General features: G+C 71.8%; 19 protein-coding genes. 13 read left to right on the forward strand and 6 right to left on the reverse strand.

Translation table 11 applies throughout. The annotated features are described in order from the left end of the window. Positions 1 to 8: 8 nt before the first annotated feature. The 3 genes from ACZ4D5_RS29015 to ACZ4D5_RS29025 all read left to right on the forward strand — a co-directional run bounded on the left by ACZ4D5_RS29015 (position 9) and on the right by ACZ4D5_RS29025 (position 3,919). The gene (locus ACZ4D5_RS29015) at positions 9 to 1,238 is read left to right on the forward strand and encodes an arginine deiminase (RefSeq protein ID WP_467775389.1); all 1,230 of its coding nucleotides are present in this window, start codon (positions 9 to 11) and stop codon (positions 1,236 to 1,238) included. A 97-nt stretch (positions 1,239 to 1,335) separates the two neighbouring features. Next, positions 1,336 to 2,334, forward strand: coding sequence for an ornithine carbamoyltransferase (gene argF / locus ACZ4D5_RS29020; RefSeq protein ID WP_467775390.1), 999 nt, complete (start codon positions 1,336 to 1,338; stop codon positions 2,332 to 2,334). Positions 2,335 to 2,464: 130 nt separating this feature from the next. Beyond that, positions 2,465 to 3,919: an amino acid permease gene (locus ACZ4D5_RS29025; protein ID WP_467775391.1), complete on the forward strand. Its 1,455-nt coding sequence runs from the start codon at positions 2,465 to 2,467 to the stop codon at positions 3,917 to 3,919. Here the strand turns inward: ACZ4D5_RS29025 and ACZ4D5_RS29030 are convergent. Continuing rightward, complete coding sequence (locus ACZ4D5_RS29030) at positions 3,885 to 4,337, reverse strand: ATP-binding protein (protein ID WP_467775681.1); 453 nt, start codon at positions 4,335 to 4,337, stop codon at positions 3,885 to 3,887. The two genes, ACZ4D5_RS29025 and ACZ4D5_RS29030, sit on opposite strands and share 35 nt — an antisense overlap. A gap of 259 nt (positions 4,338 to 4,596) precedes the next feature. On the opposite strand from ACZ4D5_RS29030, the gene ACZ4D5_RS29035 reads away from it, so the two are divergent. Continuing rightward, positions 4,597 to 5,424: an enoyl-CoA hydratase family protein gene (locus tag ACZ4D5_RS29035; RefSeq protein WP_467775392.1), complete on the forward strand. Its 828-nt coding sequence runs from the start codon at positions 4,597 to 4,599 to the stop codon at positions 5,422 to 5,424. After that, complete coding sequence (locus ACZ4D5_RS29040) at positions 5,421 to 7,715, forward strand: bifunctional salicylyl-CoA 5-hydroxylase/oxidoreductase (protein ID WP_467775393.1); 2,295 nt, start codon at positions 5,421 to 5,423, stop codon at positions 7,713 to 7,715. Before ACZ4D5_RS29035 ends, ACZ4D5_RS29040 begins: the two co-directional genes overlap by 4 nt. A 41-nt stretch (positions 7,716 to 7,756) precedes the next feature. Here ACZ4D5_RS29040 and ACZ4D5_RS29045 read toward each other — a convergent pair whose 3' ends face one another. Both ACZ4D5_RS29045 and ACZ4D5_RS29050 read right to left on the reverse strand, forming a co-directional pair. Then, entirely contained in the window at positions 7,757 to 8,575 is an 819-nt protein-coding gene (locus ACZ4D5_RS29045; RefSeq protein WP_467775394.1) for a PaaX family transcriptional regulator, read from the reverse strand. 4 nt (positions 8,576 to 8,579) lie between these two features. After that, a complete protein-coding gene (locus ACZ4D5_RS29050) occupies positions 8,580 to 10,247 on the reverse strand; it encodes an AMP-binding protein (RefSeq protein WP_467775395.1) in 1,668 nt (555 codons plus the stop codon). Between the two features lie 109 nt (positions 10,248 to 10,356). On the opposite strand from ACZ4D5_RS29050, the gene ACZ4D5_RS29055 reads away from it, so the two are divergent. The 3 genes from ACZ4D5_RS29055 (at position 10,357) to ACZ4D5_RS29065 (ending at position 12,839) form a co-directional block, all read left to right on the forward strand. Then, positions 10,357 to 11,478, forward strand: coding sequence for an acyl-CoA dehydrogenase family protein (locus ACZ4D5_RS29055; protein ID WP_467775396.1), 1,122 nt, complete (start codon positions 10,357 to 10,359; stop codon positions 11,476 to 11,478). A gap of 98 nt (positions 11,479 to 11,576) precedes the next feature. Further along, positions 11,577 to 11,975: a RidA family protein gene (locus tag ACZ4D5_RS29060; protein ID WP_467775397.1), complete on the forward strand. Its 399-nt coding sequence runs from the start codon at positions 11,577 to 11,579 to the stop codon at positions 11,973 to 11,975. Positions 11,976 to 11,999: 24 nt separating this feature from the next. Then, positions 12,000 to 12,839, forward strand: a complete 840-nt coding sequence (locus tag ACZ4D5_RS29065) for an alpha/beta fold hydrolase (protein ID WP_467775398.1) — start codon at positions 12,000 to 12,002, stop codon at positions 12,837 to 12,839. Between the two features lie 66 nt (positions 12,840 to 12,905). Here ACZ4D5_RS29065 and ACZ4D5_RS29070 read toward each other — a convergent pair whose 3' ends face one another. Further along, positions 12,906 to 14,435, reverse strand: coding sequence for a helix-turn-helix domain-containing protein (locus ACZ4D5_RS29070; protein ID WP_467775399.1), 1,530 nt, complete (start codon positions 14,433 to 14,435; stop codon positions 12,906 to 12,908). 93 nt (positions 14,436 to 14,528) lie between these two features. Continuing rightward, the gene (locus ACZ4D5_RS29075) at positions 14,529 to 16,415 is read right to left on the reverse strand and encodes an amidohydrolase (protein WP_467775400.1); all 1,887 of its coding nucleotides are present in this window, start codon (positions 16,413 to 16,415) and stop codon (positions 14,529 to 14,531) included. 153 nt (positions 16,416 to 16,568) lie between these two features. On the opposite strand from ACZ4D5_RS29075, the gene ACZ4D5_RS29080 reads away from it, so the two are divergent. Then, a complete protein-coding gene (locus ACZ4D5_RS29080) occupies positions 16,569 to 17,573 on the forward strand; it encodes a LacI family DNA-binding transcriptional regulator (protein ID WP_467775401.1) in 1,005 nt (334 codons plus the stop codon). Positions 17,574 to 17,628: 55 nt separating this feature from the next. Here the strand turns inward: ACZ4D5_RS29080 and ACZ4D5_RS29085 are convergent, their stop codons facing one another. Beyond that, a complete protein-coding gene (locus ACZ4D5_RS29085) occupies positions 17,629 to 18,225 on the reverse strand; it encodes a TetR/AcrR family transcriptional regulator (RefSeq protein WP_467775402.1) in 597 nt (198 codons plus the stop codon). Between the two features lie 75 nt (positions 18,226 to 18,300). Between ACZ4D5_RS29085 and ACZ4D5_RS29090 the strand changes: the two genes are divergently transcribed. The 4 genes from ACZ4D5_RS29090 to ACZ4D5_RS29105 all read left to right on the forward strand — a co-directional run bounded on the left by ACZ4D5_RS29090 (position 18,301) and on the right by ACZ4D5_RS29105 (position 22,655). Beyond that, positions 18,301 to 19,110 carry a class I SAM-dependent methyltransferase gene (locus ACZ4D5_RS29090; RefSeq protein WP_467775403.1) on the forward strand — a complete coding sequence of 270 codons (810 nt, stop codon included), beginning with the start codon at positions 18,301 to 18,303 and terminating at the stop codon, positions 19,108 to 19,110. Further along, entirely contained in the window at positions 19,107 to 19,430 is a 324-nt protein-coding gene (locus ACZ4D5_RS29095; protein WP_467775404.1) for a hypothetical protein, read from the forward strand. Before ACZ4D5_RS29090 ends, ACZ4D5_RS29095 begins: the two co-directional genes overlap by 4 nt. 157 nt (positions 19,431 to 19,587) lie before the next feature. Then, positions 19,588 to 22,302, forward strand: a complete 2,715-nt coding sequence (gene acnA, locus ACZ4D5_RS29100) for an aconitate hydratase AcnA (RefSeq protein ID WP_467775405.1) — start codon at positions 19,588 to 19,590, stop codon at positions 22,300 to 22,302. Positions 22,303 to 22,469: 167 nt separating this feature from the next. Next, the gene (locus ACZ4D5_RS29105) at positions 22,470 to 22,655 is read left to right on the forward strand and encodes a hypothetical protein (protein WP_467775406.1); all 186 of its coding nucleotides are present in this window, start codon (positions 22,470 to 22,472) and stop codon (positions 22,653 to 22,655) included. Positions 22,656 to 22,710 lie beyond the last annotated feature (55 nt).

Here is a 22,710-nt window from a genome sequence, read left to right on the forward strand (position 1 = left end):
ATGGACCCATGGGATTCCATGTCGACTCCGAGGCCGGGCGGCTGCGCCGCGTCATCCTGCACCGCCCCGATCTGGAACTGAAGCGACTGACGCCGAGCAACAAGGACGCCCTCCTCTTCGACGACGTCCTGTGGGTGCGCAGGGCCAGACAGGAGCACGACGGCTTCGCGGACGTGCTCCGCGACCGCGGCGTCGCGGTGCACCTCTTCGGCGACCTGCTGACCGAGACCCTGGGCGTGCCGTCGGCCCGCGGCCTCGTCCTCGACCGGGTCTTCGACGAGAAGGAGTACGGCCCGCTGGCCACCGACCACCTGCGGGCCGTGTTCGAGACGATGCCGTCGACGGAGCTCGCCGAGGCGCTGGTCGGCGGCATGACCAAGCGCGAGTTCCTGGAGAGCCACGCCGAGCCGTCCTCGGTGCGCTTCCACTGCATGGACATGGACGACTTCCTGCTCGGCCCGCTGCCCAACCACCTCTTCACGCGCGACACCTCCGCCTGGATCTACGACGGCGTCTCCATCAACGCGATGCGCTGGCCCGCCCGGCAGCGCGAGACGGTGCACTTCGAGGCGATCTACCGGCACCACCCGCTGTTCCGCAACGAGCACTTCAACGTCTGGTCCGAGGGGCAGTCGGACTACCCCTCCACCATCGAGGGCGGCGACGTCCTGGTGATCGGCAGGGGAGCGGTGCTCATCGGCATGAGCGAGCGCACCACGCCCCAGGCCGTCGAGATGCTCGCGCACAAGCTGTTCGCGGCGGGCTCGGCGCAGACCATCGTGGCGCTCGACATGCCGAAGCGGCGCGCGTTCATGCATCTCGACACGGTCATGACGATGGTCGACGGCGACACCTTCACGCAGTACGCGGGCCTCGGCATGCTCCGCTCCTACACGATCGAACCGGGCGTCGGCGAGCGGGAGTTGAAGGTCACCGACCATCCGCCCGAGCACATGCACCGGGCCATCGCCGCGGCGCTCGGGATCGACGGGATCCGGGTGCTCACGGCTACCCAGGACGTGCACGCGGCCGAGCGGGAGCAGTGGGACGACGGCTGCAACGTCCTCGCGGTGGAGCCCGGCGTCGTCGTCGCGTACGAAAGGAACGCGACGACCAATACGTATCTGCGCAAACAGGGCATCGAAGTGATCGAGATCCCCGGGAGCGAGCTGGGGCGCGGCCGGGGCGGGCCCCGGTGCATGAGCTGTCCGGTCGAGCGCGCGGCCGTGGAGGCCTGACGCCTCGGGCCCCGGCGCCGCCCACCTGTGCCTGTATATAAATGTGGAGGATCGTATATAGTTTCAAGGTCCCCGTATCCGCATCCCAGGAGCGACCATGGCCACAGACCTCACCGGCCGCCACTTCCTCAAGGAGCTGGACTTCACCGCCGAGGAGTTCCGCGGTCTGATCGAGCTGGCCGCCGACCTGAAGGCGGCGAAGAAGGCGGGGGCCGAGACACAGCGGCTGCGCGGCAAGAACATCGCGCTGATCTTCGAGAAGACCTCGACGCGCACGCGCTGCGCGTTCGAGGTCGCCGCCGCCGACCAGGGCGCCACCACCACCTATCTGGACCCCTCCGGCTCTCAGATGGGCCACAAGGAGTCCGTGAAGGACACGGCACGGGTGCTCGGCCGGATGTTCGACGGCATCGAGTACCGCGGGGACAGCCAGCCGGGCGTCGAGGAGCTCGCCGCCCACGCGGGCGTGCCCGTCTTCAACGGCCTGACCGACGACTGGCACCCCACCCAGATGCTCGCCGACGTCCTCACGATGACCGAGCACACCGCCAAGCCCCTGGACGAGGTCGCCTACGCCTACCTCGGTGACGCCCGCTTCAACATGGGCAACTCCTACCTGATCACCGGCGCCCTGCTCGGCATGGACGTCCGCATCGTCGCCCCGAGGTCCTACTGGCCCGCCGACGAGGTCGTCGCCAGGGCCCGCGAGGTCGCCGAGTCCAGCGGCGCCCGCATCACGCTCACCGAGTCGGTCGAGGAGGGCGTCCGGGGCGCCGACTTCGTCGCCACCGACGTCTGGGTCTCGATGGGCGAGCCCAAGGAGGTCTGGGACGAGCGCATCGGCGCGCTGGCCCCGTACGCCGTGACGATGGACGTCCTGCGCGCCACCGGCAACGCCGACGTCAAGTTCCTGCACTGCCTGCCCGCTTACCACGACCTGGGCACCAAGATCGCCCGGGAGATCCACGAGCGGCACGGCCTGACCTCCCTGGAGGTCACCGACGAGGTCTTCGAGTCCGAGCACTCCGTCGTCTTCGACGAGGCCGAGAACCGCCTGCACACCATCAAGGCGGTGCTTGTCGCCACGCTCGCCTGACCAGCCGTACGAACCTGCCCGAACCGCAGGACCAGCACAAACTGGTGGGACCGGAACACCATGCCCGGTCCCACCGGTCAGCGGCCCACCCGTCGCCGCACCCAGCACCGCCAGAAACGAGAACCACCCCATGAGCCCCACGCCTGCCAACGGGCTGCGCATCAAGTCCCCCGACCAGCTCGTCGCCGAATCGGGCGCGGACCTCGAAGGCCACGGCCTCAGGCGCACCATGGGGCTCTTCCAGCTCGTGTGCTTCGGCGTCGGCGCGATCGTCGGCACCGGCATCTTCGTCGGCCTGTCCGACTCGGTCGCCGAGGCCGGGCCCGCCGTCGCGGTCTCCTATGTACTCGCGGCCGTGACCTGCATCTTCACCGCGTTCTCGTTCGCCGAGCTGGGAGGCGCGATCCCGGTCTCCGGCAGCTCGTACTCCTTCGCGTACGCCTCGCTCGGCGAGCGCACCGCGTTCCTCGTGGGCTGGTGCCTGCTCCTGGAGTACGGCGTCTCGGTCTCCGCGGTCGCGGTCGGCTGGAGCCAGTACCTGAACGAGCTCCTGAACAGCCTCACCGGCTGGGAGCTGCCCACCGCCCTGTCCGCGGGCCCCGGCGAGGGCGGCGTGGTGAACCTGCCGGCCGTCGTCGTCATCCTCCTCGCCGCCGTGCTCCTGGTGCGCGGCATCCGCGAGAGCGCCCGCGCCACGGCGGCCATGGCGGTGCTGAAGATCGGCATTCTGCTGCTGTTCCTCGCCATCGCGTTCACCGCGTTCCAGGACGGCAACCTCACGCCCTTCGCGGGCGCCGGCGTCTCCGGCATCACCGCGGGCGCCTCGCTCGCCTTCTTCTCCTTCATCGGCTTCGACGCGGTCACCACGGCCGGTGAGGAGGTCAGGAACCCGCGGCGCAACATCCCGCTCGCGATCATGATCTGCATCGGTGTGGTCACCCTGCTGTACGTCGCCGTGGCGCTCGCGGCCATCGGCGCGCTCGGTTCGGACGCCGTCGCCGACAAGCCCGCGGCGCTCTCGCTGATCGTCAACCAGGTCACCGGCTCGACCGTCGGCGGCGGCGTCATCGCCTTCGGCGCGGTCGTCGCCATCGCGTCCGTGGTGCTCGCCGTGATGTACGGCCAGACCCGCATCCTGATGTCGATGTCCCGCGACGGCCTGATGCCGCGCGTCTTCGAACGCGTCTCGCCGAGGACCGCGACCCCCGTGGCCAACACCTGGATCGTCGCGGCGGTGGTCGCGGTCCCCGCCGCTTTCTCCTCGCTGGACGTCGTCGTCAACCTGACCACCATCGGCACGCTCGCGATCATGGTCGTGGTGAATGTCGCGGTGATCGCCCTGCGCCGCTCGCACCCGGATCTGCGGCGCACCTTCCGGGTGCCGTTCCACCCGGTGAGCCCGGTCCTCGGCGTGGGCTTCTGCCTCTATCTGATCTGGGGCACGGGCTGGTCGACGTGGCTGCAGTTCGCCGTGTTCCTGGTGGTGGGCGCCGTGGTGTACGCGCTCTACGGCCGCGGCCACTCGCGGCTCGGCCGGGGCGAGGGTGTCGTCAGTGCCGGTGCGGGGGCTTCGCGGGAAGCGTGAACCAGACCGCCTTGCCGGACTCGGTGGGGCGGTGGCCGCAGGACGAGCTGAGGGTGCGGATCAAGAGGAGGCCGCGCCCGTGCTCCTGCCAGGGATCCGGCTCACCGGCCGGGTCCGGGGCGGTGAGGTCGCCGGGCGGCAGCGGGTTGGAGTCGTGCACCTCGACCTGGCAGCCGGTCGGAAGGAGCTCGATGACCAGCTCTATGGGGTCGCATCCCCCGGTGTGCTCGACGGCGTTGGCCACCAGCTCCGCGGTGAGCAGCTCGGCGGTGTCGGTGTCGGCCGACGACTCGATGTCGGTGAGCGCCGTACGGACCAGGGCGCGCGCGACGGGCACGGCCGCCGTGGTGTGCGGCAGCGCGATGCGCCAGGAGGCGGTCGGGTCGGGCGGGGGCTCGTGCAAGGCGGGTCCGTTCAGGGCAGCAGGCGGTCCTGCTTTCAACCGTACGAATCTTAAGCGCTATGTCGACAGGGGCGACGGTCGGCCATTTCCGGGACGTCCGACCCTGTGGTGTCGCAGGAGAAAAGACGCGTATATCGGGATTTTCGTTCCCTCCTGGGGCGGCAGGAAGGGCAAGCGGGTGCGCTGTATCGCGTACTCGTGACGACGGTCACGGAACGGTGATACCTTCGAAGGGCAGCGCACTCCAGCCCCCAGGCCGAGGAGGCCGCACCTCATGAGTCCCTTCACCGGCTCCGCGACCCGCACCCCCGACTGGCGGCACCTGCGTCTGGCCGTCGACGACGGGGTCGCCACGGTCACCCTCGCCCGCCCCGACAAACTCAACGCGCTCACCTTCGGCGCCTACGCCGACCTGCGCGACCTGCTCGCCGAGCTCTCCCGCGACAAGTCCGTGCGCGCCCTCGTGCTCGGCGGCGAGGGGCGCGGCTTCTGCTCCGGCGGCGACGTCGACGAGATCATCGGCGCGACGCTCGCCATGGACACCGCCCAGCTCCTCGACTTCAACCGCATGACGGGCCAGGTCGTGCGGGCCGTCCGCGAGTGCCCCTTCCCGGTGATCGCCGCCGTGCACGGCGTGGCCGCGGGCGCCGGCGCCGTGCTCGCCCTCGCCGCGGACTTCCGCGTCGCCGACCCCTCGGCGCGGTTCTCCTTCCTCTTCACGCGGGTCGGCCTCTCCGGCGGCGACATGGGCGCCGCCTACCTCCTGCCGCGCGTCGTCGGCCTCGGCCACGCCACCCGGCTGCTGATGCTGGGCGAGCCGGTGCGCGCCCCGGAGGCCGAGCGGATCGGCCTGCTCAGCGAGCTGACCGAGGAGGGCAGGGCCCCCGAGGCCGCCCAGGCCCTGGCGCGCCGCCTCGCCGAAGGCCCCGCCCTCGCGTACGCCCAGACCAAGGCGCTGCTCACCGCCGAGCTCGACATGCCGCTCGCCGCGGCCGTGGAGATGGACGCGGCGACCCAGGCCCTGCTCATGAACGGCGAGGACTACGCCGAGTTTCACGCGGCCTTCACCGAGAAGCGCCCGCCGAAGTGGCAGGGCCGATGAGTGCGCCCCCCGGGGCGAGCGCCCACCGCGTCGCCGTCATCGGCGGCGGCCCCGGCGGGCTCTACGCCGCCGCCCTGCTCAAGCGCCTCGACCCCACCCGCGAGGTGACCGTCTGGGAGCGCAACGCCCCGGACGACACCTTCGGCTTCGGCGTCGTCCTCTCGGACGAGACCCTCGGCGGCATCGAACACGCCGACCCCGCCGTCTACGCCGCGCTCCGGGCCGAGTTCGTGCGCTGGGACGACATCGACATCGTGCACCGCGACCGGCGGCACACATCGGGCGGCCACGGCTTCGCGGCGCTCGGGCGGCGCAGGCTCCTCCAGATCCTGCACGCGCGCTGCCGCGACCTCGGTGTCGAGCTCCGCTTCCGCGCAGAGGCGCCGCCCGCCGCCGAGCTCGGCGCGGCGTACGACCTGGTCGTCGCGGCGGACGGCGTGCACAGCCTCACCCGCGAGGCGCACGCCGACGTGTTCGGGCCGCGCCTGACCACGCACCGCTGCCGCTACATCTGGCTGGCCGCCGACTTCGCCTTCGACGCGTTCCGCTTCGAGATCGCCGAGACCGAGCACGGCGTGATGCAGCTGCACGGCTATCCCTTCTCGCCGCACGAGTCCACCGTCATCGTCGAGATGCGCGAGGAGGTCTGGGAGGCCGCGGGCTTCGCGGAGCTCGACGAGCGCGAGTCCACCGAGCGCTGCGCCAAGATCTTCGCGGACGCGCTCGGCGGCCGCCCGCTGCGCGGCAACAAGTCCGCCTGGATCAACTTCCGCACGGTCGTCAACTCCCGCTGGTCGCACGGGAACACGGTGCTGCTCGGCGACGCCGCGCACACCGCCCACTTCTCCATCGGCTCGGGCACCAAGCTCGCCGTCGAGGACGCCCTCGCGCTCGCCGCCTGCCTCCAGGAACAGCCCGACATCCCGTCCGCCCTCCAGGCGTACGAGACGGAGCGCCGCCCCGTCGTCGAGTCCACGCAGCGCGCGGCGCGCGCCAGCCTGGAGTGGTTCGAGCGCCTGCCCGACTATCTGGACCAGTCGCCACGCCAGTTCGCGTTCAACCTCCTCACCCGCAGCCGCCGCGTCACCCACGACAACCTCCGGCTGCGCGACGCGGAGTTCACCCGCTCCGTGGAGCGCGAATTCGGCTGCCCGGACGGCACGCCGCCGATGTTCACGCCCTTCCGCCTCGGCGAACTGACCCTGCGCAACCGCGTCGTCGTCTCTCCGATGGACATGTACTCCGCCGTGGACGGCGTCCCCGGCGACTTCCACCTGGTGCACCTGGGGGCGCGGGCGCTCGGCGGCGCGGGCCTGGTGATGACCGAGATGGTCTGCGTCAGCGAGCGCGGCCGCATCACACCGGGCTGCGCCGGGCTCTACACCGACGAACAGGCGAAGGCCTGGCGCCGCGTCACCGACTTCGCGCACGCGCAGGCACCCGGCACCGCGATCGGCGTCCAGCTCGGCCATTCGGGCCGCAAGGGCTCGACGAAGCTGATGTGGGACGGTATCGACGAACCGCTGCCCGACGGCAACTGGCCGATCGAAGCCGCCTCACCGCTGCCGTACCGTCCGGACAGCCAGATCCCGCACGAGCTCTCCCACGCCGGACTCGCCGAGATCCGCGGGCAGTTCGTCGCGGCGGCCCGCCGGGCCGACGAGTCCGGGTTCGACCTCCTCGAACTGCACTGCGCCCACGGCTATCTGCTCTCCGGCTTCCTCTCCCCGCTCACCAACCACCGCACGGACGCGTACGGCGGCTCGCTGTCCGCCCGGCTGCGCTACCCCCTCGAAGTCCTCGACGCGGTACGGGAGGTGTGGCCCGCGCACAAGCCCATGACGGTGCGCGTCTCCGCCACCGACTGGGCCGAGGGAGGCACGACCGCGCAGGACGCCGTGGAGATCGCCCGCGCGTTCGCGGCGCACGGAGCCGACGCCATCGACGTCTCGACGGGCCAGGTCGTCGCGCACGAACGCCCCGCGTACGGCCGCTCCTACCAGGTGCCCTACGCCGACCGGATCAGGAACGAGACGGGCATCCCCGTGATCACAGTCGGCGCCATCTCCTCCTGGGACGACGTCAACTCCCTGCTCCTCGCGGGCCGTACGGACCTCTGCGCGCTGGCCCGCCCCCACCTCTACGACCCCCACTGGACCCTGCACGCCGCCGCCGAGCAGGGCTACGCGGGACCGGGCGCGACCTGGCCCGTGCAGTACCGCGCGGGCAGCAGACGACCGCAGACGGGCCGCACGGACGCGCCCAAGCCCCGCCTGACGCTGCGCGGTTGAGGCCGGCCGCCGCCGACCCGGGATCAGCCGCCGCCCTGCGATCAGCCGCCCTGCGACACGAAGAGGCCGCCCGGCTCCCGCAGCCGCTCGTCGAGCGCCGCGAACACCGCGGCCGAGCGGGCCCCCGGCCAGCCCTCCGGGAGCAGCTCGGCGGGCAGGCCCGGGTCGGCGTAGGGGAGTTGGCGCCAGGAGTCGAGCGCGAGGAGGTAGTCGCGGTACGCCTCTTCGGGCGGCGGGGGAGCGTCCTCGCGGTTCTCCCACGAGCGCAGCACCGGCTCGTGGCGGTCCAGGAACGCCTCGTGCTGCTTGGCCAGCGAGGAGAGGTCCCACCAGCGCGCCACCGCCTCGGCCGTCGGCGCGAACCCCAGGTGCTCGCCGCGGAACAGGTCGACGTACGGGGCGAGTTGGAGGCGCTCCAGGGTGTGCCTGGTCTCCTCGTAGAGGTGCGCGGGGGCGATCCAGACGCCCGGTGCCGCCGTGCCGAAGCCCAGGCCCGCGAGGCGCGAGCGCAGCACGTGCCGCTTGTGGCGCTCCGCCTCGGGGACGGAGAAGACGGCGAGGACCCAGCCGCCCGCCGTCCGCGCGGGCGGCAGGCCGTAGATGCGGCGGTCGCCGTCCTCCAGGAGCTGACGGGCGTCCGGCGAGAGGTCGTAGCCCGCCGCGCCCGCCTCCGTGCGCGCGGGCACCAGAAGGCCCCGCCGCTTGAGCCGGGACACCGAAGAACGCACCGACGGCGCGTCGACGCCGACCGGCGCGAGGAGACGCACCAGTTCGGCGACCGGGACGGGGCCGGGGGCCGCCCGCCCGTAGGCGCCGTAGAAGGTGACGATCAGGGACCGTGGAGTGTGCTGCTCGGACACGTGATCACTCTACGGGCCCCGGATCCGCCGAAGGGTCCGTCGCCCCCTTCGCCCGCAGCCGGAACCGCTGCAGCTTCCCCGTCGCCGTCCTCGGCAGCGCGTCCACGAAGACGATCTCGCGCGGGCACTTGTACGGCACGAGCTCAGCCTTGACGAACTCCCGCAGCCGTTCGGCGTCCGGCGCCGTGCCCGCGCGCGGGACCACGTACGCCACCACCACCTGTCCGCGCAGCTCGTCCGGGCGCCCCACGACCGCCGCCTCGACGACGTCGGGGCTGCGAAGGAGCGCCTCCTCGACCTCGGGGCCCGCGATGTTGTACCCGGCCGAAATGATCATGTCGTCCGCGCGCGCCACATAGCGGAAGTAGCCGTCGGCGTCGCGGACGTAGGTGTCACCGGTGACGTTCCAGCCGTGCCGTACGTACTGCAGCTGGCGTTCGTCGGCGAGATAGCGGCAGCCGACCGGGCCGCGCACGGCGAGCAGTCCGGGCTCCCCGTCGGGCACCGGGGCACCCGAATCGTCCACCACACGCGCGTGCCACCCCGGCACCGGGCGGCCCGTCGTGCCGGGCCTGATCGCCTCGTCGGCGGCGGAGATGAAGATGTGCAGGAGTTCGGTGGCGCCGATGCCGTTGATGATGCGGTGCCCGGTGCGCTCGTGCCAGGCCTGCCAGGTGGCCGCGGGCAGGTTCTCGCCGGCCGAGACGCAGCGGCGCAGCGAGGAGACGTCGTACACGTCGAGCTGGTCCAGCATCGTGCGGTACGCGGTCGGCGCGGTGAAGAGCACACTGATCCCGTGCCGCCCGATCGCCGGCAACATCTGCTTGGGGCCCGCCTGTTCGAGCAGCACGGACGAGGCGCCGAAGCGCAGCGGGAAGATGACGAGGCCGCCGAGCCCGAAGGTGAAGCCGAGCGGGGGGCTGCCCGCGAAGACGTCGTCGGGCACCGGCTTGAGGACGTGGCGCGCGAACGTGTCGGCGATGGCGAGCACGTCGCGGTGGAAGTGCATGCAGCCCTTGGGGCGGCCCGTCGTGCCGGAGGTGAACGCGATCAGTGCGACGTCGTCGGCCGCGGTGTCGCACGCCTCGTAGTACTCGGGCTGTCCCGCGGCGCGCGCCAGGAGGTCCTCGGGTCCGTCGCCGCCGTACGTGGTGACGCTCAGGCCCGGCACACCGGCCTTGATCAGGTCGTCGACCGAGCGGATGTCGCACAGCGCGTGCCGCACCTCGGCGATCTCGCACATCGTGGCCAGCTCCTGCGCGCGCTGCTGGGCCAGCACGGTCACGGCGACCGCGCCCGCCTTCATCACCGCCAGCCAGCAGGCCGCGAGCCAGGGGGTGGTGGGCCCGCGCAGCAGGACGCGCTGGCCGGGCAGCACGTCGAGCTCGCTCGTCAGCACGTGCGCGATCCGGTCGACGTGGTTCTGCAGCCGCCCGTACGTCCAGGTCTCGCCGGACGGCGCGTGGAAGGCGGGGCGCGCGGCGCCGAGCCGTTCCACGGTGCGGTCCAGGAGCTCCGCGCCGCAGTTCAGGCGGGCGGGGTAGTGCAGCTCGGGACGGTCGTGGACCAGCACGGGCCACCGGTCGCGGGGCGGGAGGTGGTCCCGGGCGAAGGTGTCGACGTGGCCGGATGGTGTCAGCCCTGGGTTGGCCGGATTGCCGATGGGTTCCATGGCGGCTCTGCCCCCTTGCCTGCCGGTCGGGCGCTGTGGTGGGCTCGCTCCATGAGCGTATCGTGATGGTGACGACAGTCAACGGTGCGCGATAGAGGAGGGGTCCGGGATGACGGCATTCTCGCTCAATCCTGAACAAACCGCCCGTTGTGAGGAGCTGCGCGCGCTCGCCGCCGAGCGCCTGCGCCCCCTGGCGGAGAAGGGCGAGCCCGGCCATGTCAACCGGCCACTGGTGGCGGCACTGGGTGAACTCGGCCTCCTGGACGGCCTGTTCACCTCCGGTGCCCTGGACCTGTGCCTGATGCGCGAGTCCCTCGCCTACGCCTGCACGGAGGCCGAGACCGCCCTCGCGCTGCAGGGCCTCGGCGCCCATCCGGTGCACGCGTACGGCTCCCTGGAGCAGCGCGAGCACTGGCTGCCGCCCGTCCGCGCGGGCAACGCCGTCGCGGCCTTCGCGCTCTCCGAACCGGGCGCGGGCTCCGACGCGGCGGCCCTCGCCCTCGCGGCGGCCCCGGACGGCTCCGACGCCTGGCGCCTCACCGGCGAGAAGTGCTGGATCTCGAACGCCCCCGAAGCCGACTTCTACACCGTCTTTGCCCGTACGTCCCAGGGCGCGGGCGCCCGCGGCGTCACCGCCTTCCTGGTCCCCGCCGACCGCGCGGGCCTCACCGGCACCCCCCTCGACATGCTCTCCCCGCACCCGATCGGCGCCCTCGCCTTCGACGGCGTGCGGGTCGACGGCGCCGACGTGCTCGGCGAGGTGGACCGCGGCTTCCGGGTCGCCATGACCACCCTCGACCGGTTCCGGCCGAGCGTCGGCGCGTTCGCGGTCGGCATGGCGCAGGCGGCGCTGGACGCGACGGTGGCCCATACGGCCGAACGGGACGCGTTCGGGGGGAAGTTGAAGGACCTCCAGGCCGTCGCCCACCAGGTCGCCGAGATGGCCACGCGGGTCGAGTCCGCTCGCCTGATGGTCTACGCGGCCGCCGCCGCGTACGACGCGGAAGGGCCGCAGGCCGCGGGGACCGCCCGGCGCGCCGCCATGGCGAAGCTGGTCGCCACGGAGGCGGCGCAGTATGTGGTGGACGCGGCGGTGCAGTCGCACGGGGCGTGCGCCTTGCGGCGCGGGCACCTCTTGGAGCACCTGTACCGCGAGGTGCGGGCGCCTCGTATCTATGAGGGGGCGAGTGAGGTGCAGAGGTCCATCATCGCGAAGGATCTGTACGGGTGAGGCAGGTGTGTTCGTCGGCTGCGGGCCTGTTGTGGCTGGTCGCGCAGTTCCCCGCGCCCCTGACCGGGGCTCTCCATCCGCCCGAGGAGTTGTGACCGATGTCCCTGAACCGCGTCAATCCCCCCGAGCTCTCCCCTCCCACCGGCTTCTCCCACGCCGTCACCGCCACCGGGTCCCGCATCGTCTTCCTCGCCGGGCAGACCGCTCTGGACGGTGAGGGCAAGGTCACCGGGGCGGATCTGCCCGAGCAGTTCGAGGTGGCCCTGACCAATCTCCTCACCGCCCTGCGGCACGCGGGCGGCACCCCCGCCGACCTCGCCCGCGTCACCGTCTACGCCGCGGACGTCGCCGGCTACCGCGAGGTCGCCCCCGAACTGGGCCGTATCTGGCGGCGGTTGGCGGGGCGCGACTACCCGGCGATGGCGGTGGTGGGCATCGTACGGCTGTGGGACGATCAAGCCCTGGTGGAGCTGGACGGGGTGGCCGTGCTCGACTGAGCCGGCCGGCGAGGGGAGCGCGGCATGGCGCGGATCGAGACAGGCGTGGGGCCCATCGCGTACGACGACAGTGGCGGCGACGGCGTCCCCCTCGTCCTGCTGCACGGTCCCGCACAGGACGGCTCGGTCTGGCGCCATGTGGTCGACGAGCTCGGCGCGGAGTTCCGCTGTCTCGTGCCCACCCTGCCGTACGGCAGCCACCGCGTCCCCCTGCGGCCCGGCGCCGAACTCACGCCGCGCACCATGGCCCTGCTCATCGGGGAGTTCGCGGACGCCCTGAAGCTCGACGACGACGCGGTCTTCGTGGAGAACGACGCGGGCCGCCTCCAGCAGCTGGTGGCCGAACGGCCCGAGCGCGTGGGCCGGTTGGTGATCGCGGGCTGCGAGGCCTTCGACAACTACCCGCCGCGCGCGGGCGGAAAGATGATGGCGGCCGCGGCGAAGGTCCCCGGAGGCATCGCGGCCCTGATGCACTCCCTGGCGGTCCGCCCGCTGCGCCGGGTCCCCGGCACGGGGTACGCGGTCATGGCGCACAAGCCGGTGGCGGACGACCTGATCGACCGCTGGATCGAGCCGCTGCGCAAGAACCCCGCCTCCCGCGAGGTCCTGGTCCGCTATCTGAAGGCCGTGCGTCCCTCGGAGATGATGGAGGCGGCCGAGGGACTGCGCGCCTACGACCGTCCCGCACTCGTGGTGTGGGGCAGGCAGGACCGGATGATGCCGCCCGAACACGGCCGCAGGCTCGCGGAGTTGCTGCCGCGGGGGCGGTTGGTGGAACTGGATGATTGCCGCACGCTGATTCCCCTGGATCGCCCCGACGGTTTGGCCGGGGCGATCCGTGAGTTCGTGCGGGCGACATCCTGATCCGCGGGTCCGCCGTGGCTGGTCGCGCAGTTCCCCGCGCCCCTTTCGGGGCGCTCCCTGCGCGCCTCAGATGTCCCTGAACGTCTCGATCTGCGCCCCGACGGAGTTGAGCCGCTCGGCCAGATCCTCGTACCCGCGGTTGATCACGTAGACGTTGCGGAGCACCGAGGTGCCTTCCGCCGCCATCATCGCCAGCAGAACCACCACCGCGGGCCGCAGCGCCGGCGGGCACATCATCTCGGCGGCGCGCCAGCGGGTCGGGCCCTCGACCAGGACCCGGTGCGGGTCCAGGAGCTGGAGGCGGCCGCCGAGGCGGTTGAGGTCCGTGAGGTAGATCGCGCGGTTGTCGTACACCCAGTCGTGGATCAGCGTCTTGCCCTGCGCCGCCGCCGCGATGGCCGCGAAGAAGGGGACGTTGTCGATGTTCAGGCCGGGGAACGGCATCGGGTGGATCTTGTCGATCGGCGCCTCCAGCTTGGAGGGCCGCACCGTGAGGTCGATCAGGCGCGTACGGCCGTTGTCGGCGAAGTACTCCGCCGTGCGATCGTGGTCGAGCCCCATCTCCTCCAGGACCGCGAGCTCGATCTCCAGGAACTCGATCGGGACCCGGCAGACCGTCAGCTCGGACTCCGTGACGACGGCCGCGGCGAGCAGGCTCATCGCCTCGACCGGGTCCTCGGAGGGGGAGTAGTCGACGTCGACGTCGATGTTCGGGACGCCGTGCACGGTCAGGGTCGTCGTGCCGATGCCCTCGACCTTGACGCCGAGCGCCTCCAGGAAGAAGCACAGGTCCTGGACCATGTAGTTCGACGAGGCGTTGCGGATGACGGTCGTGCCGGCGCTGCGGGCCGCGGCGAGCAGCGCGTTCTCGGTGACGGTGTCCCCGCGCTCGGTGAGGACGATGGGGCGGTCGGGGGAGACGTCGCGGGCGACCTCGGCGTGATACAGCCCCTCGGTCGCCGCGATGTCGAGGCCGAACCGGCGCAGCGCGATCATGTGTGGCTCGATCGTGCGGGTGCCCAGGTCGCAGCCGCCCGCGTACGGCAGCTTGAAACGGTCCATGCGGTGCAGCAGCGGGCCGAGGAACATGATGATCGAGCGGGTCCGGATGGCGGCCTCCGCGTCGATGGCCTCCATGTCCAGCTGCGCGGGCGGCACGATCTCCAGGTCGACGCCGTCGTTGATCCAACGGGTGCGCACGCCGATGGAGTTGAGGACTTCGAGGAGGCGGTAGACCTCCTCGATGCGGGCCACCCGGCGCAGCACCGTGCGGCCCTTGTTCAGCAGGGACGCACAGAGCAGCGCCACGCACGCGTTCTTGCTCGTCTTGACATCGATGGAGCCGGAGAGCCGGCGGCCACCGACGACTCGCAGATGCATGGGGCCCGCGTACCCGAGCGAGACGATTTCACTGTCGAGAGCCTCGCCGATTCGGGCGATCATCTCAAGGCTGATGTTCTGGTTGCCGCGCTCGATGCGGTTCACGGCGCTCTGGCTGGTGCTGAGCGCCTCGGCGAGCTGCGTCTGTGTCCAGCCCCTGTGCTGCCGGGCATCACGGATGAGCTTGCCGATGCGTACGAGGTAGTCGTCTGCCATGTGTCGCAGGTTATCTCAGATATGAGATGACGCACGCGCTGGGGTAGGCCATATGAGGAGCGGCCGTCCGGCGGCCGCTCCTCGCAAGGGAGTTCAGCCGCAGCCGCACGAGGCGTGCCGCCCGCCGTGCACCGACGCGTACGACGTGGGCCGGGGCCCCGCCGCCGCCCGCGTCACTCGGGCGGCGGCCGCGCGACCTGCCGACGACTCGGCGTCGTGCACCACTGTGCCCCCGACGAGCGTGAGGCGCACCCCGGCGGAGCTGATATCAGCCACCGGACACCGCGTCACATCGCGGTCGAGCAGCACGAGATCGGCCGCTTTTCCTCTCTCGACGGTCCCGGTGACGTGCTCCATGCGAAGTTGACGCGCGGTGCCCAAGGTGTGCATGAGCAGGGAAGACGTACGACTGAGGCCTTCCTGCCCGCGGTAGAGGTCGCCCTCGCCCTCGAAGCCCTCGCGGTCGATCGCGGTGCGGATCTGATTCCAGACTTGTAGAGGGTCGACCGGCCAGTCCGAGCCACCCGCGAGCGCCGCGCGCCGGTTGTGCAAGCTGCGCGCCGGGTACTGCCACCGGTGGCGTTCGGGACCGATGTAGGGCAGCAGGGCGTCCATGGTCCAGGTGTTGCGGCTGGCCCACTGGAGCTGCATGCACGCGACGACGCCGAGCGCGGCGAAGCGGGGCAGGTCGGCGGGATCGACCAGTTGGAGGTGCGCGGTGGTGTTGCGGAGATCACGGCGGCCGGTCTTTCGCAGGGCGTACGCGTACCCGTCGAGTGAGGTGCGCACGGCGCGGTCGCCGATGGCGTGGGCGTGCATCTGCCAGCCCTCGGCGTTGAAGGCGGCGCTGAGCCGGCCGTAGTCGGCGGCGCTCACGTACAGGTCGCCGCGGTGGTCGGTGGGCCTGCCGTCCTTGTCGAGGTACGGCTTGAGGAGCGCGGCGGTCTGCGCCGGGTACTCGACGACGCCGTCGAGGAAGACCTTGACCGTGCCGAAGCGCAGTCCGCGTACGTCCTCGAAGTCCTTGCGCAGCTTCTTCGCGTACGCGAGGGCGGCCGCCGGGTCCTTGGTCTGTTCGCTCTCCAGGCGCAGGGCGGGCACGATGCGCTGGAGCAGGCGGTCCGACTCGGCGAGGCGCCGGTAGAGCTTCAGCTCGGCGCGGCCCACCACGGCCTCCATGAACGTGGTGATCCCGGACGCGGCGGCCTCGGCGAGGACCTTCGCGGCCGCGTCCGCCAACCGGGTCTCGTCCGGCTCGGGGATGTGCCGCGAGACGAGCGGCTGGGCGTCGTCCTTGAGCACCCCGGTCGGCTTGCCGTCGGCCCCCTTGACGATCTTCCCGCCGACCGGGTCGGGGGTGCTCGCGGTGATCTTCGCGATGTCCAGGGCGCGCTGATTGGCCCACAGATTGTGGCCGTCGCCGCCGCGCAGGGCGATGGGGCGGCGGGTCGGCAGGGCGTCGAGCATGGAGTGGTGCGGGGCGGTGCCGTGGGGCAGGAGTCCGACCGGATTCCAGTCCTCCACGACCAGCCATCCGTCGGGCTCCTGCTCGGCGGAGTCCTTGAGGAACCCCGTCAGCGTCTTCTGCAGCTCCTCGACGGTCTGCTCGGCACCGGCGAGCGAGGGGCGCAGCGAACGGCTCGCGGCGTCCATCGGGTGGGCGTGCCCGTCGTGGACGCCGCTCATGACGGTGCCGCCCCGCGCGTCCACGACCTCGGTGTCCCGCCCGACGAAACGCCGGACGGCGGCGTCCGTCCCCACGGCGAGGATCCGCCCGTCCCGCCCCACGGCCACGGCTTCGTCCCGCAGGTGGCCCGAAGTCCCGGTGAAGACACGGGCGTTGTGCAGGACGAGGGCGGCGGAGCGGCGGGGGGAGGAGGCGACGGCGGGGCCGTGCGCGCCGACGGCGACGGCGACTCCGGCGGCCCCGGCGGCGAGGACTTCGCGCCGGGAGGTTGAGGAAGCGTACGAAGGGGACATGGTGACGGCCACTCCAACACGTAGGGGGCAACGGGCGGGTGGACGGGGGACGTCCGCCGTGAGGCGGCGGTCCGGGAAAGCCCCCGACCCGCACCAGACCCTCGACGAGTAACGCGTTAACCAGAACCCACCGCCCACCACGAATTCCGTACGATGACCCCCGTGCCGGAGCCGACCCTCGCCGACATAGCCCGCGCGGCGGAGGTCTCCACCGCGACGGTCTCGCACGCCCTGAACGGCACCGGCAGGGTCGGCGAGGCCACCCGCCGCAGGGTCCGCGAGACGGCGACCCGGCTCGGCTACGGCACGCCGGGCCCACCCCGCACCCGCACCATCGGCATCGCGGTCACCACCTTCCCCGCCGCCTGGAACTACACGGAGATCGCCTACTTCTCACGTGCCGTCACGGCGGCGACCTCCGCCGCCCACGCGCGCGGCTACGCCCTCGTCACGCTCCCCGCCGACCGTGCCGCGGACGACTCCTGGCACAGCCTCGCCGTCGACGGCATGCTGATCATGGACAGCCCGCGCGGCGACCCGATGGTCCGCGCGCTGCGGGCCCGCGGCATCCCGCTCGTCTTCGACGGCGTGCCCGGCGACCCGCGCCCCGGCGACCACTGGGTCGACAACGACCACGAGCGAGCCACCCGCGAGGTCCTCGACCACCTCACCGCGTCCGGCGCCCGCCGCATCGCCCTGCAGTCCGGCAACGGCGACGAGCACTACGCCCGCGCGGTGACGGCCGCGTACGAACGCTGGTGCGCGGAGCACGCCATGATGCCCCTGGCCGTGCCCTTCGACGCGACCGACGCCCAAGGCCACGCGTTCGACGCCCTGTTGAGGGGCGAGGACCGCGTCGACGCCGTCTACGCCGCCTACGACCCGGGCGGCTGTCAACTCCTGGCCGCGGCGGCCCGCCTCGGCCTGCGCGTCCCCGACGACCTGCGCGTGGTCTGCGCGAGCGAGGACCCCGGGTACGCGGAGACCACCCCGCCCGTGACGACGGTGACCCTCGCCCCCGAACACATGGCGCACGCCGCGGTGGCGGTCCTCGTCGCCCTGATCGAGGACGACGGCACCGCGCCCTCGGGCCCGGTCGCGGTACCGGCCGGGCTCGTGGTGCGGGCGTCGTCGGGCGCTCGGCCCGCGGCGGGTTAGCCGCCGCACCCCTCGGCGCCGCCCTGGTGGTACGTGGCGGGAGCGGTGTCGTGTCTCAGCCGCTTCGAGGCGTCGCCCCCGCGAGCGCCGTACCGACGACCCGGTGGACGTCCGCGGCCGGTGGCTTCTCGCCCTCCCGTCCCGCGAAGAGCAGATGCCCGCTCCCGATCAGCGTGAGCGCGAGCGTCTCGGCGTCGGCGTCCGGGGCGAGGCGGCCGAGGTCGCGCTCCGCCGTGAGGTAGGCGGCGAGGCCCGCCGAGGCCTCGGTCAACAGGGGGACTCCGGCCGGGGTGGTCCGCCGCAGCCGCGCCCGCAGCGCGTCCCGCGCGGTGACGAGACCGAGGACGTTCAGGGCCACCGAGCCGAACAGCTCGGTCAGGGCGTCGGTGACGTTGCCGACGACGGTGCCGGTCCCCGCGGCGGCGCGCAGGGCGGCGGACCGCTCGTCGATCCGGCCCGCGCGGTCGAGGACGAGCTCTTCGAGGAAGGCGTCGAAGTCGGCGAAGTGCCGGTGCAGGACGCCCTTGGCGCAGCCCGCCTCCGTGGTGACCGCGCGGCTGGTCAGCGCGTTCGGCCCGGCCCTGAGCAGAATGCGCTCGGCTGCGTCGAACAGCTGCTCGCGCACGTCGCGGATGGCCACCCCTGTAGGCACGTACGTCCCGCCCTTCTTCCGCTTCCCCTGCCCGCTCGGTTGACGAGTGGGCATGCGCCCACTCAAAGTGGGCGCATGCCCACTATCCCCGAGAACGAGCCGCACCGACACCGTCTGACGGCCGAATCCTTCGGCGTGGACGCCGAGCGTTACGACCGGGCCCGGCCCCGCTACCCCGACGCCCTCGTGGAGCGCGTCGCCGCGGGCGCCCGAGGGGGCGCCGTTCTCGATGTCGGCTGCGGCACCGGCATCGTCGCCCGGCAGTTGCGGGCCGCCGGATGCGAGGTGCTCGGTGTCGAGCCCGACGAGCGGATGGCCGACCTCGCGCGGCGGCTCGGGACCGAGGTCGAGCCGGGCACCTTCGAGGACTGGGATCCGGCGGGGCGGAGCTTCGGCGCGGTCGTCGCGGGACAGGCCTGGCACTGGATCGACCCGGTCGCGGGGGCGGCCAAGGCGGCGCGGGTGCTCCGGCCCGGCGGTGCCCTCGTCGCGTTCTGGAACGTCCACGAGCCGCCGCTCGCCGTGGCCGAGGCCTTCGCCGAGGCCTTCCGGAAGGTCGCGCCCGACGCGCCGATCGACGTCAGGCCGAGGCCGGGGCAGGCGCGGGACAGCCATCAGCCGCTGCTCGCCAAGGCCGTCGACGGCATCCGCGCGGCAGGCGGCTTCGGCGAGCCCGAGCGGTGGCGCTTCGAGTGGGAGTGGACCTACACCCGCGACGCGTGGCTGGACCAGCTCCCCACCCAGGGCGCGCTCACCCGGCTCCCGGCGCGGGCGCGGTCCGAGGTCCTCGCCGCGGTCGGCGCCGCCGTCGACGCGCTGGGCGGCAGCTTCACGATGCGGTACGCGACGGTGGCCGTCACCGCCGCGGCGGCAGGCCCCCGATGAAGCACCGGAGGCACTCGGCTCGGCTTCCGGAACGCCTTGCGCGCGGCTGGTCCTGGGGCCCCGACCCGTTCAGGAAGACGATGTTCCTGATCCTGGCCCCCGGGCTCCTGATCGCCGGGGCGCTCGGGGGCATGGACTGGATCTGGTGGCAGCGGATACTCGCGGGCCTGGGGGGCCTGGCCCTCGGCGGCTACGTCGTGCTCACCCTCCTCGGCGCGTGGCGGCTGCGGCGTTCCCCGGGGGCGCGTGCCTCGGGGTCGCGCGCCCCAGGGCCGCGTGACCCAGGGCATGCGGACACGCCTCGTCGTACCCACGGGTGATGTACTAGGGTTATCTCGACATCGAGATATCTGCCGAGGCGCACCAGAAGCCGCCACTCGGTAAGGGTTACCTAACTAAGCCTTACCTTAGCGGACCGACGAGGAGTCGTGGCGGCAGGATGTACGGAACGCGCGAAAAAATCTGAAGGAGACTGTCGTGTCGGCGAACAGCTTCGACGCCCGCAGCACGCTGCGCGTGGGCGACGAGTCGTACGAGATCTTCAAGCTGGACAAGGTCGAGGGCTCCGCACGCCTTCCCTACAGCCTGAAGGTGCTGCTGGAGAACCTGCTCCGTACCGAGGACGGCGCGAACATCACCGCCGACCACATCCGCGCGCTCGGCAACTGGGACTCCCAGGCGCAGCCGTCGCAGGAGATCCAGTTCACGCCGGCCCGCGTGATCATGCAGGACTTCACCGGTGTCCCGTGCGTGGTGGACCTCGCCACCATGCGCGAGGCCGTGAAGGAGCTCGGCGGCGACCCGGCGAAGATCAACCCGCTGGCCCCGGCCGAGCTGGTCATCGACCACTCCGTCATCGCCGACAAGTTCGGCACCGCCGACGCCTTCGGCCAGAACGTCGAGCTGGAGTACGGCCGCAACAAGGAGCGCTACCAGTTCCTGCGCTGGGGCCAGACCGCCTTCGACGAGTTCAAGGTCGTCCCCCCGGGCACCGGCATCGTCCACCAGGTCAACATCGAGAAGCTGGCCCGCACGGTCATGGTGCGGGGCGGCCAGGCCTACCCCGACACCCTGGTCGGCACCGACTCGCACACCACGATGGTCAACGGCCTGGGCGTCCTCGGCTGGGGCGTCGGCGGCATCGAGGCCGAGGCCGCGATGCTCGGCCAGCCGGTCTCCATGCTCATCCCGCGCGTCGTCGGCTTCAAGCTGACCGGTGAGCTGCCCGCCGGCACCACCGCCACCGACCTGGTGCTGACCATCACCGAGATGCTGCGCAAGCACGGCGTCGTCGGCAAGTTCGTCGAGTTCTACGGCGAGGGCGTCGCCGCCACCTCCCTCGCGAACCGCGCCACCATCGGCAACATGTCGCCCGAGTTCGGCTCCACCGCCGCGATCTTCCCGATCGACGACGAGACGCTGAAGTACCTGCGCCTGACGGGCCGTGACGAGCAGCAGGTCGCGCTCGTCGAGGCGTACGCCAAGGAGCAGGGCCTCTGGCTGGACCCGGCCGCCGAGCCGGACTTCTCCGAGAAGCTGGAGCTCGACCTCTCCACGGTCGTGCCCTCCATCGCCGGTCCGAAGCGTCCGCAGGACCGCATCGTCCTCGCCAACGCCGCGCAGCAGTTCGCCCTCGACGTACGCAACTACGTCTCCACCGCCGACGAGGCGGGCGAGGAGTCCTTCCCGGCCTCCGACGCCCCGGCCACCACCAACGGCGTGCCGTCGAACCCGACCACGGTCACGGCCCCCGACGGCTCGACCTACGAGATCGACCACGGCGCGGTGACGGTCGCGGCCATCACCTCCTGCACCAACACCTCGAACCCGTACGTGATGGTCGCCGCCGCGCTCGTCGCGAAGAAGGCCGTCGAGAAGGGCCTGACCCGCAAGCCGTGGGTCAAGACCACCCTCGCCCCGGGCTCGAAGGTCGTCACCGACTACTTCGACAAGGCGGGTCTGACCCCGTACCTCGACAAGGTCGGCTTCAACCTCGTCGGCTACGGCTGCACCACCTGCATCGGCAACTCGGGCCCGCTGCCCGAGGAGGTCTCGAAGGCCGTCAACGACCACGACCTGGCCGTGACGTCCGTCCTCTCCGGCAACCGGAACTTCGAGGGCCGCATCAACCCCGACGTCAAGATGAACTACCTGGCGTCCCCGCCGCTGGTCGTCGCGTACGCCATCGCCGGTTCGATGAAGATCGACATCACGACCGAGGCCCTGGGCACCGACCAGGACGGCAACCCGGTCCACCTCAAGGACATCTGGCCCTCCGAGGCCGAGGTGAACGACGTCGTCGCCAACTCCATCGGCGAGGACATGTTCAACAAGTCCTACCAGGACGTCTTCGCGGGCGACGCCCAGTGGCAGGCGCTCTCGATCCCGACCGGCAACACCTTCGAGTGGGACACCGAGTCGACGTACGTCCGCAAGCCCCCGTACTTCGAGGGCATGACGATGGAGACCAGCCCGGTCTCCGACATCACGGGCGCCCGCGTCCTCGCCAAGCTGGGCGACTCGGTCACCACCGACCACATCTCCCCGGCCGGTGCGATCAAGGCCGACACCCCGGCCGGCAAGTACCTCACGGAGCACGGCGTGCAGCGCCGTGACTTCAACTCCTACGGCTCGCGCCGTGGCAACCACGAGGTCATGATCCGCGGCACGTTCGCCAACATCCGCCTGCGCAACCAGCTCGCGCCGGGCACCGAGGGCGGCTTCACCCGCGACTTCACGCAGGCCGACGGGCCGGTGTCGTTCATCTACGACGCCTCGCGCAACTACATCGAGCAGGGCATCCCGCTGGTCATCCTGGGCGGCAAGGAGTACGGCTCCGGCTCGTCCCGCGACTGGGCCGCCAAGGGCACCGCGCTCCTCGGCGTCAAGGCCGTCATCACCGAGTCGTACGAGCGCATCCACCGCTCGAACCTCATCGGCATGGGCGTCCTGCCGCTGCAGTTCCCGGAGGGCCAGAACGCCGAGTCCCTCGGCCTGACCGGCGAGGAGACCTTCTCCATCACCGGCGTGACCGAGCTCAACAACGGCACCACGCCGAGCACGGTGAAGGTCACCACCGACACCGGTGTCGAGTTCGACGCGGTCGTCCGCATCGACACCCCCGGCGAGGCGGACTACTACCGCAACGGCGGCATCATGCAGTACGTGCTGCGCAGCCTGATCCGCAAGTAAGCGGTCAGAGCGGGCAGTTGAGGGCCGTGCCCCCGGTGTCGACCGGGGGTACGGCCCTCTCGCCGTCGGGTCACACGGTGAGGAGGGGCGCCGGTGAACCGGAGCGCATCAGGTGGTCGACGTGGATCGGGCGGGCGATGGACCGGCCGTTCGCCACATTCGCCTCGATGCCCACGGTGGCGAGCGAGTTCCCGTCCGGGAGCCCGGCGTATCTCTCCCCGCTCCAGGACGAGCGCCTCCCGCCCCCGCTCCTGGAGCGCCCCGGCCGCTCCGCACCCTTGCTGCCTCGCGCCGATGACGACGGTCTCCGCGTACTCGTCGTGAGCGTCGTATGCGACGTACTCGCCTGCTGACATGGCCGAACCCTCCTGCCGCGAGAACGCGGCTACTTAGGCTTGCCTGAGTAAG

This window comes from Streptomyces sp. NPDC025651 (assembly GCF_055558735.1).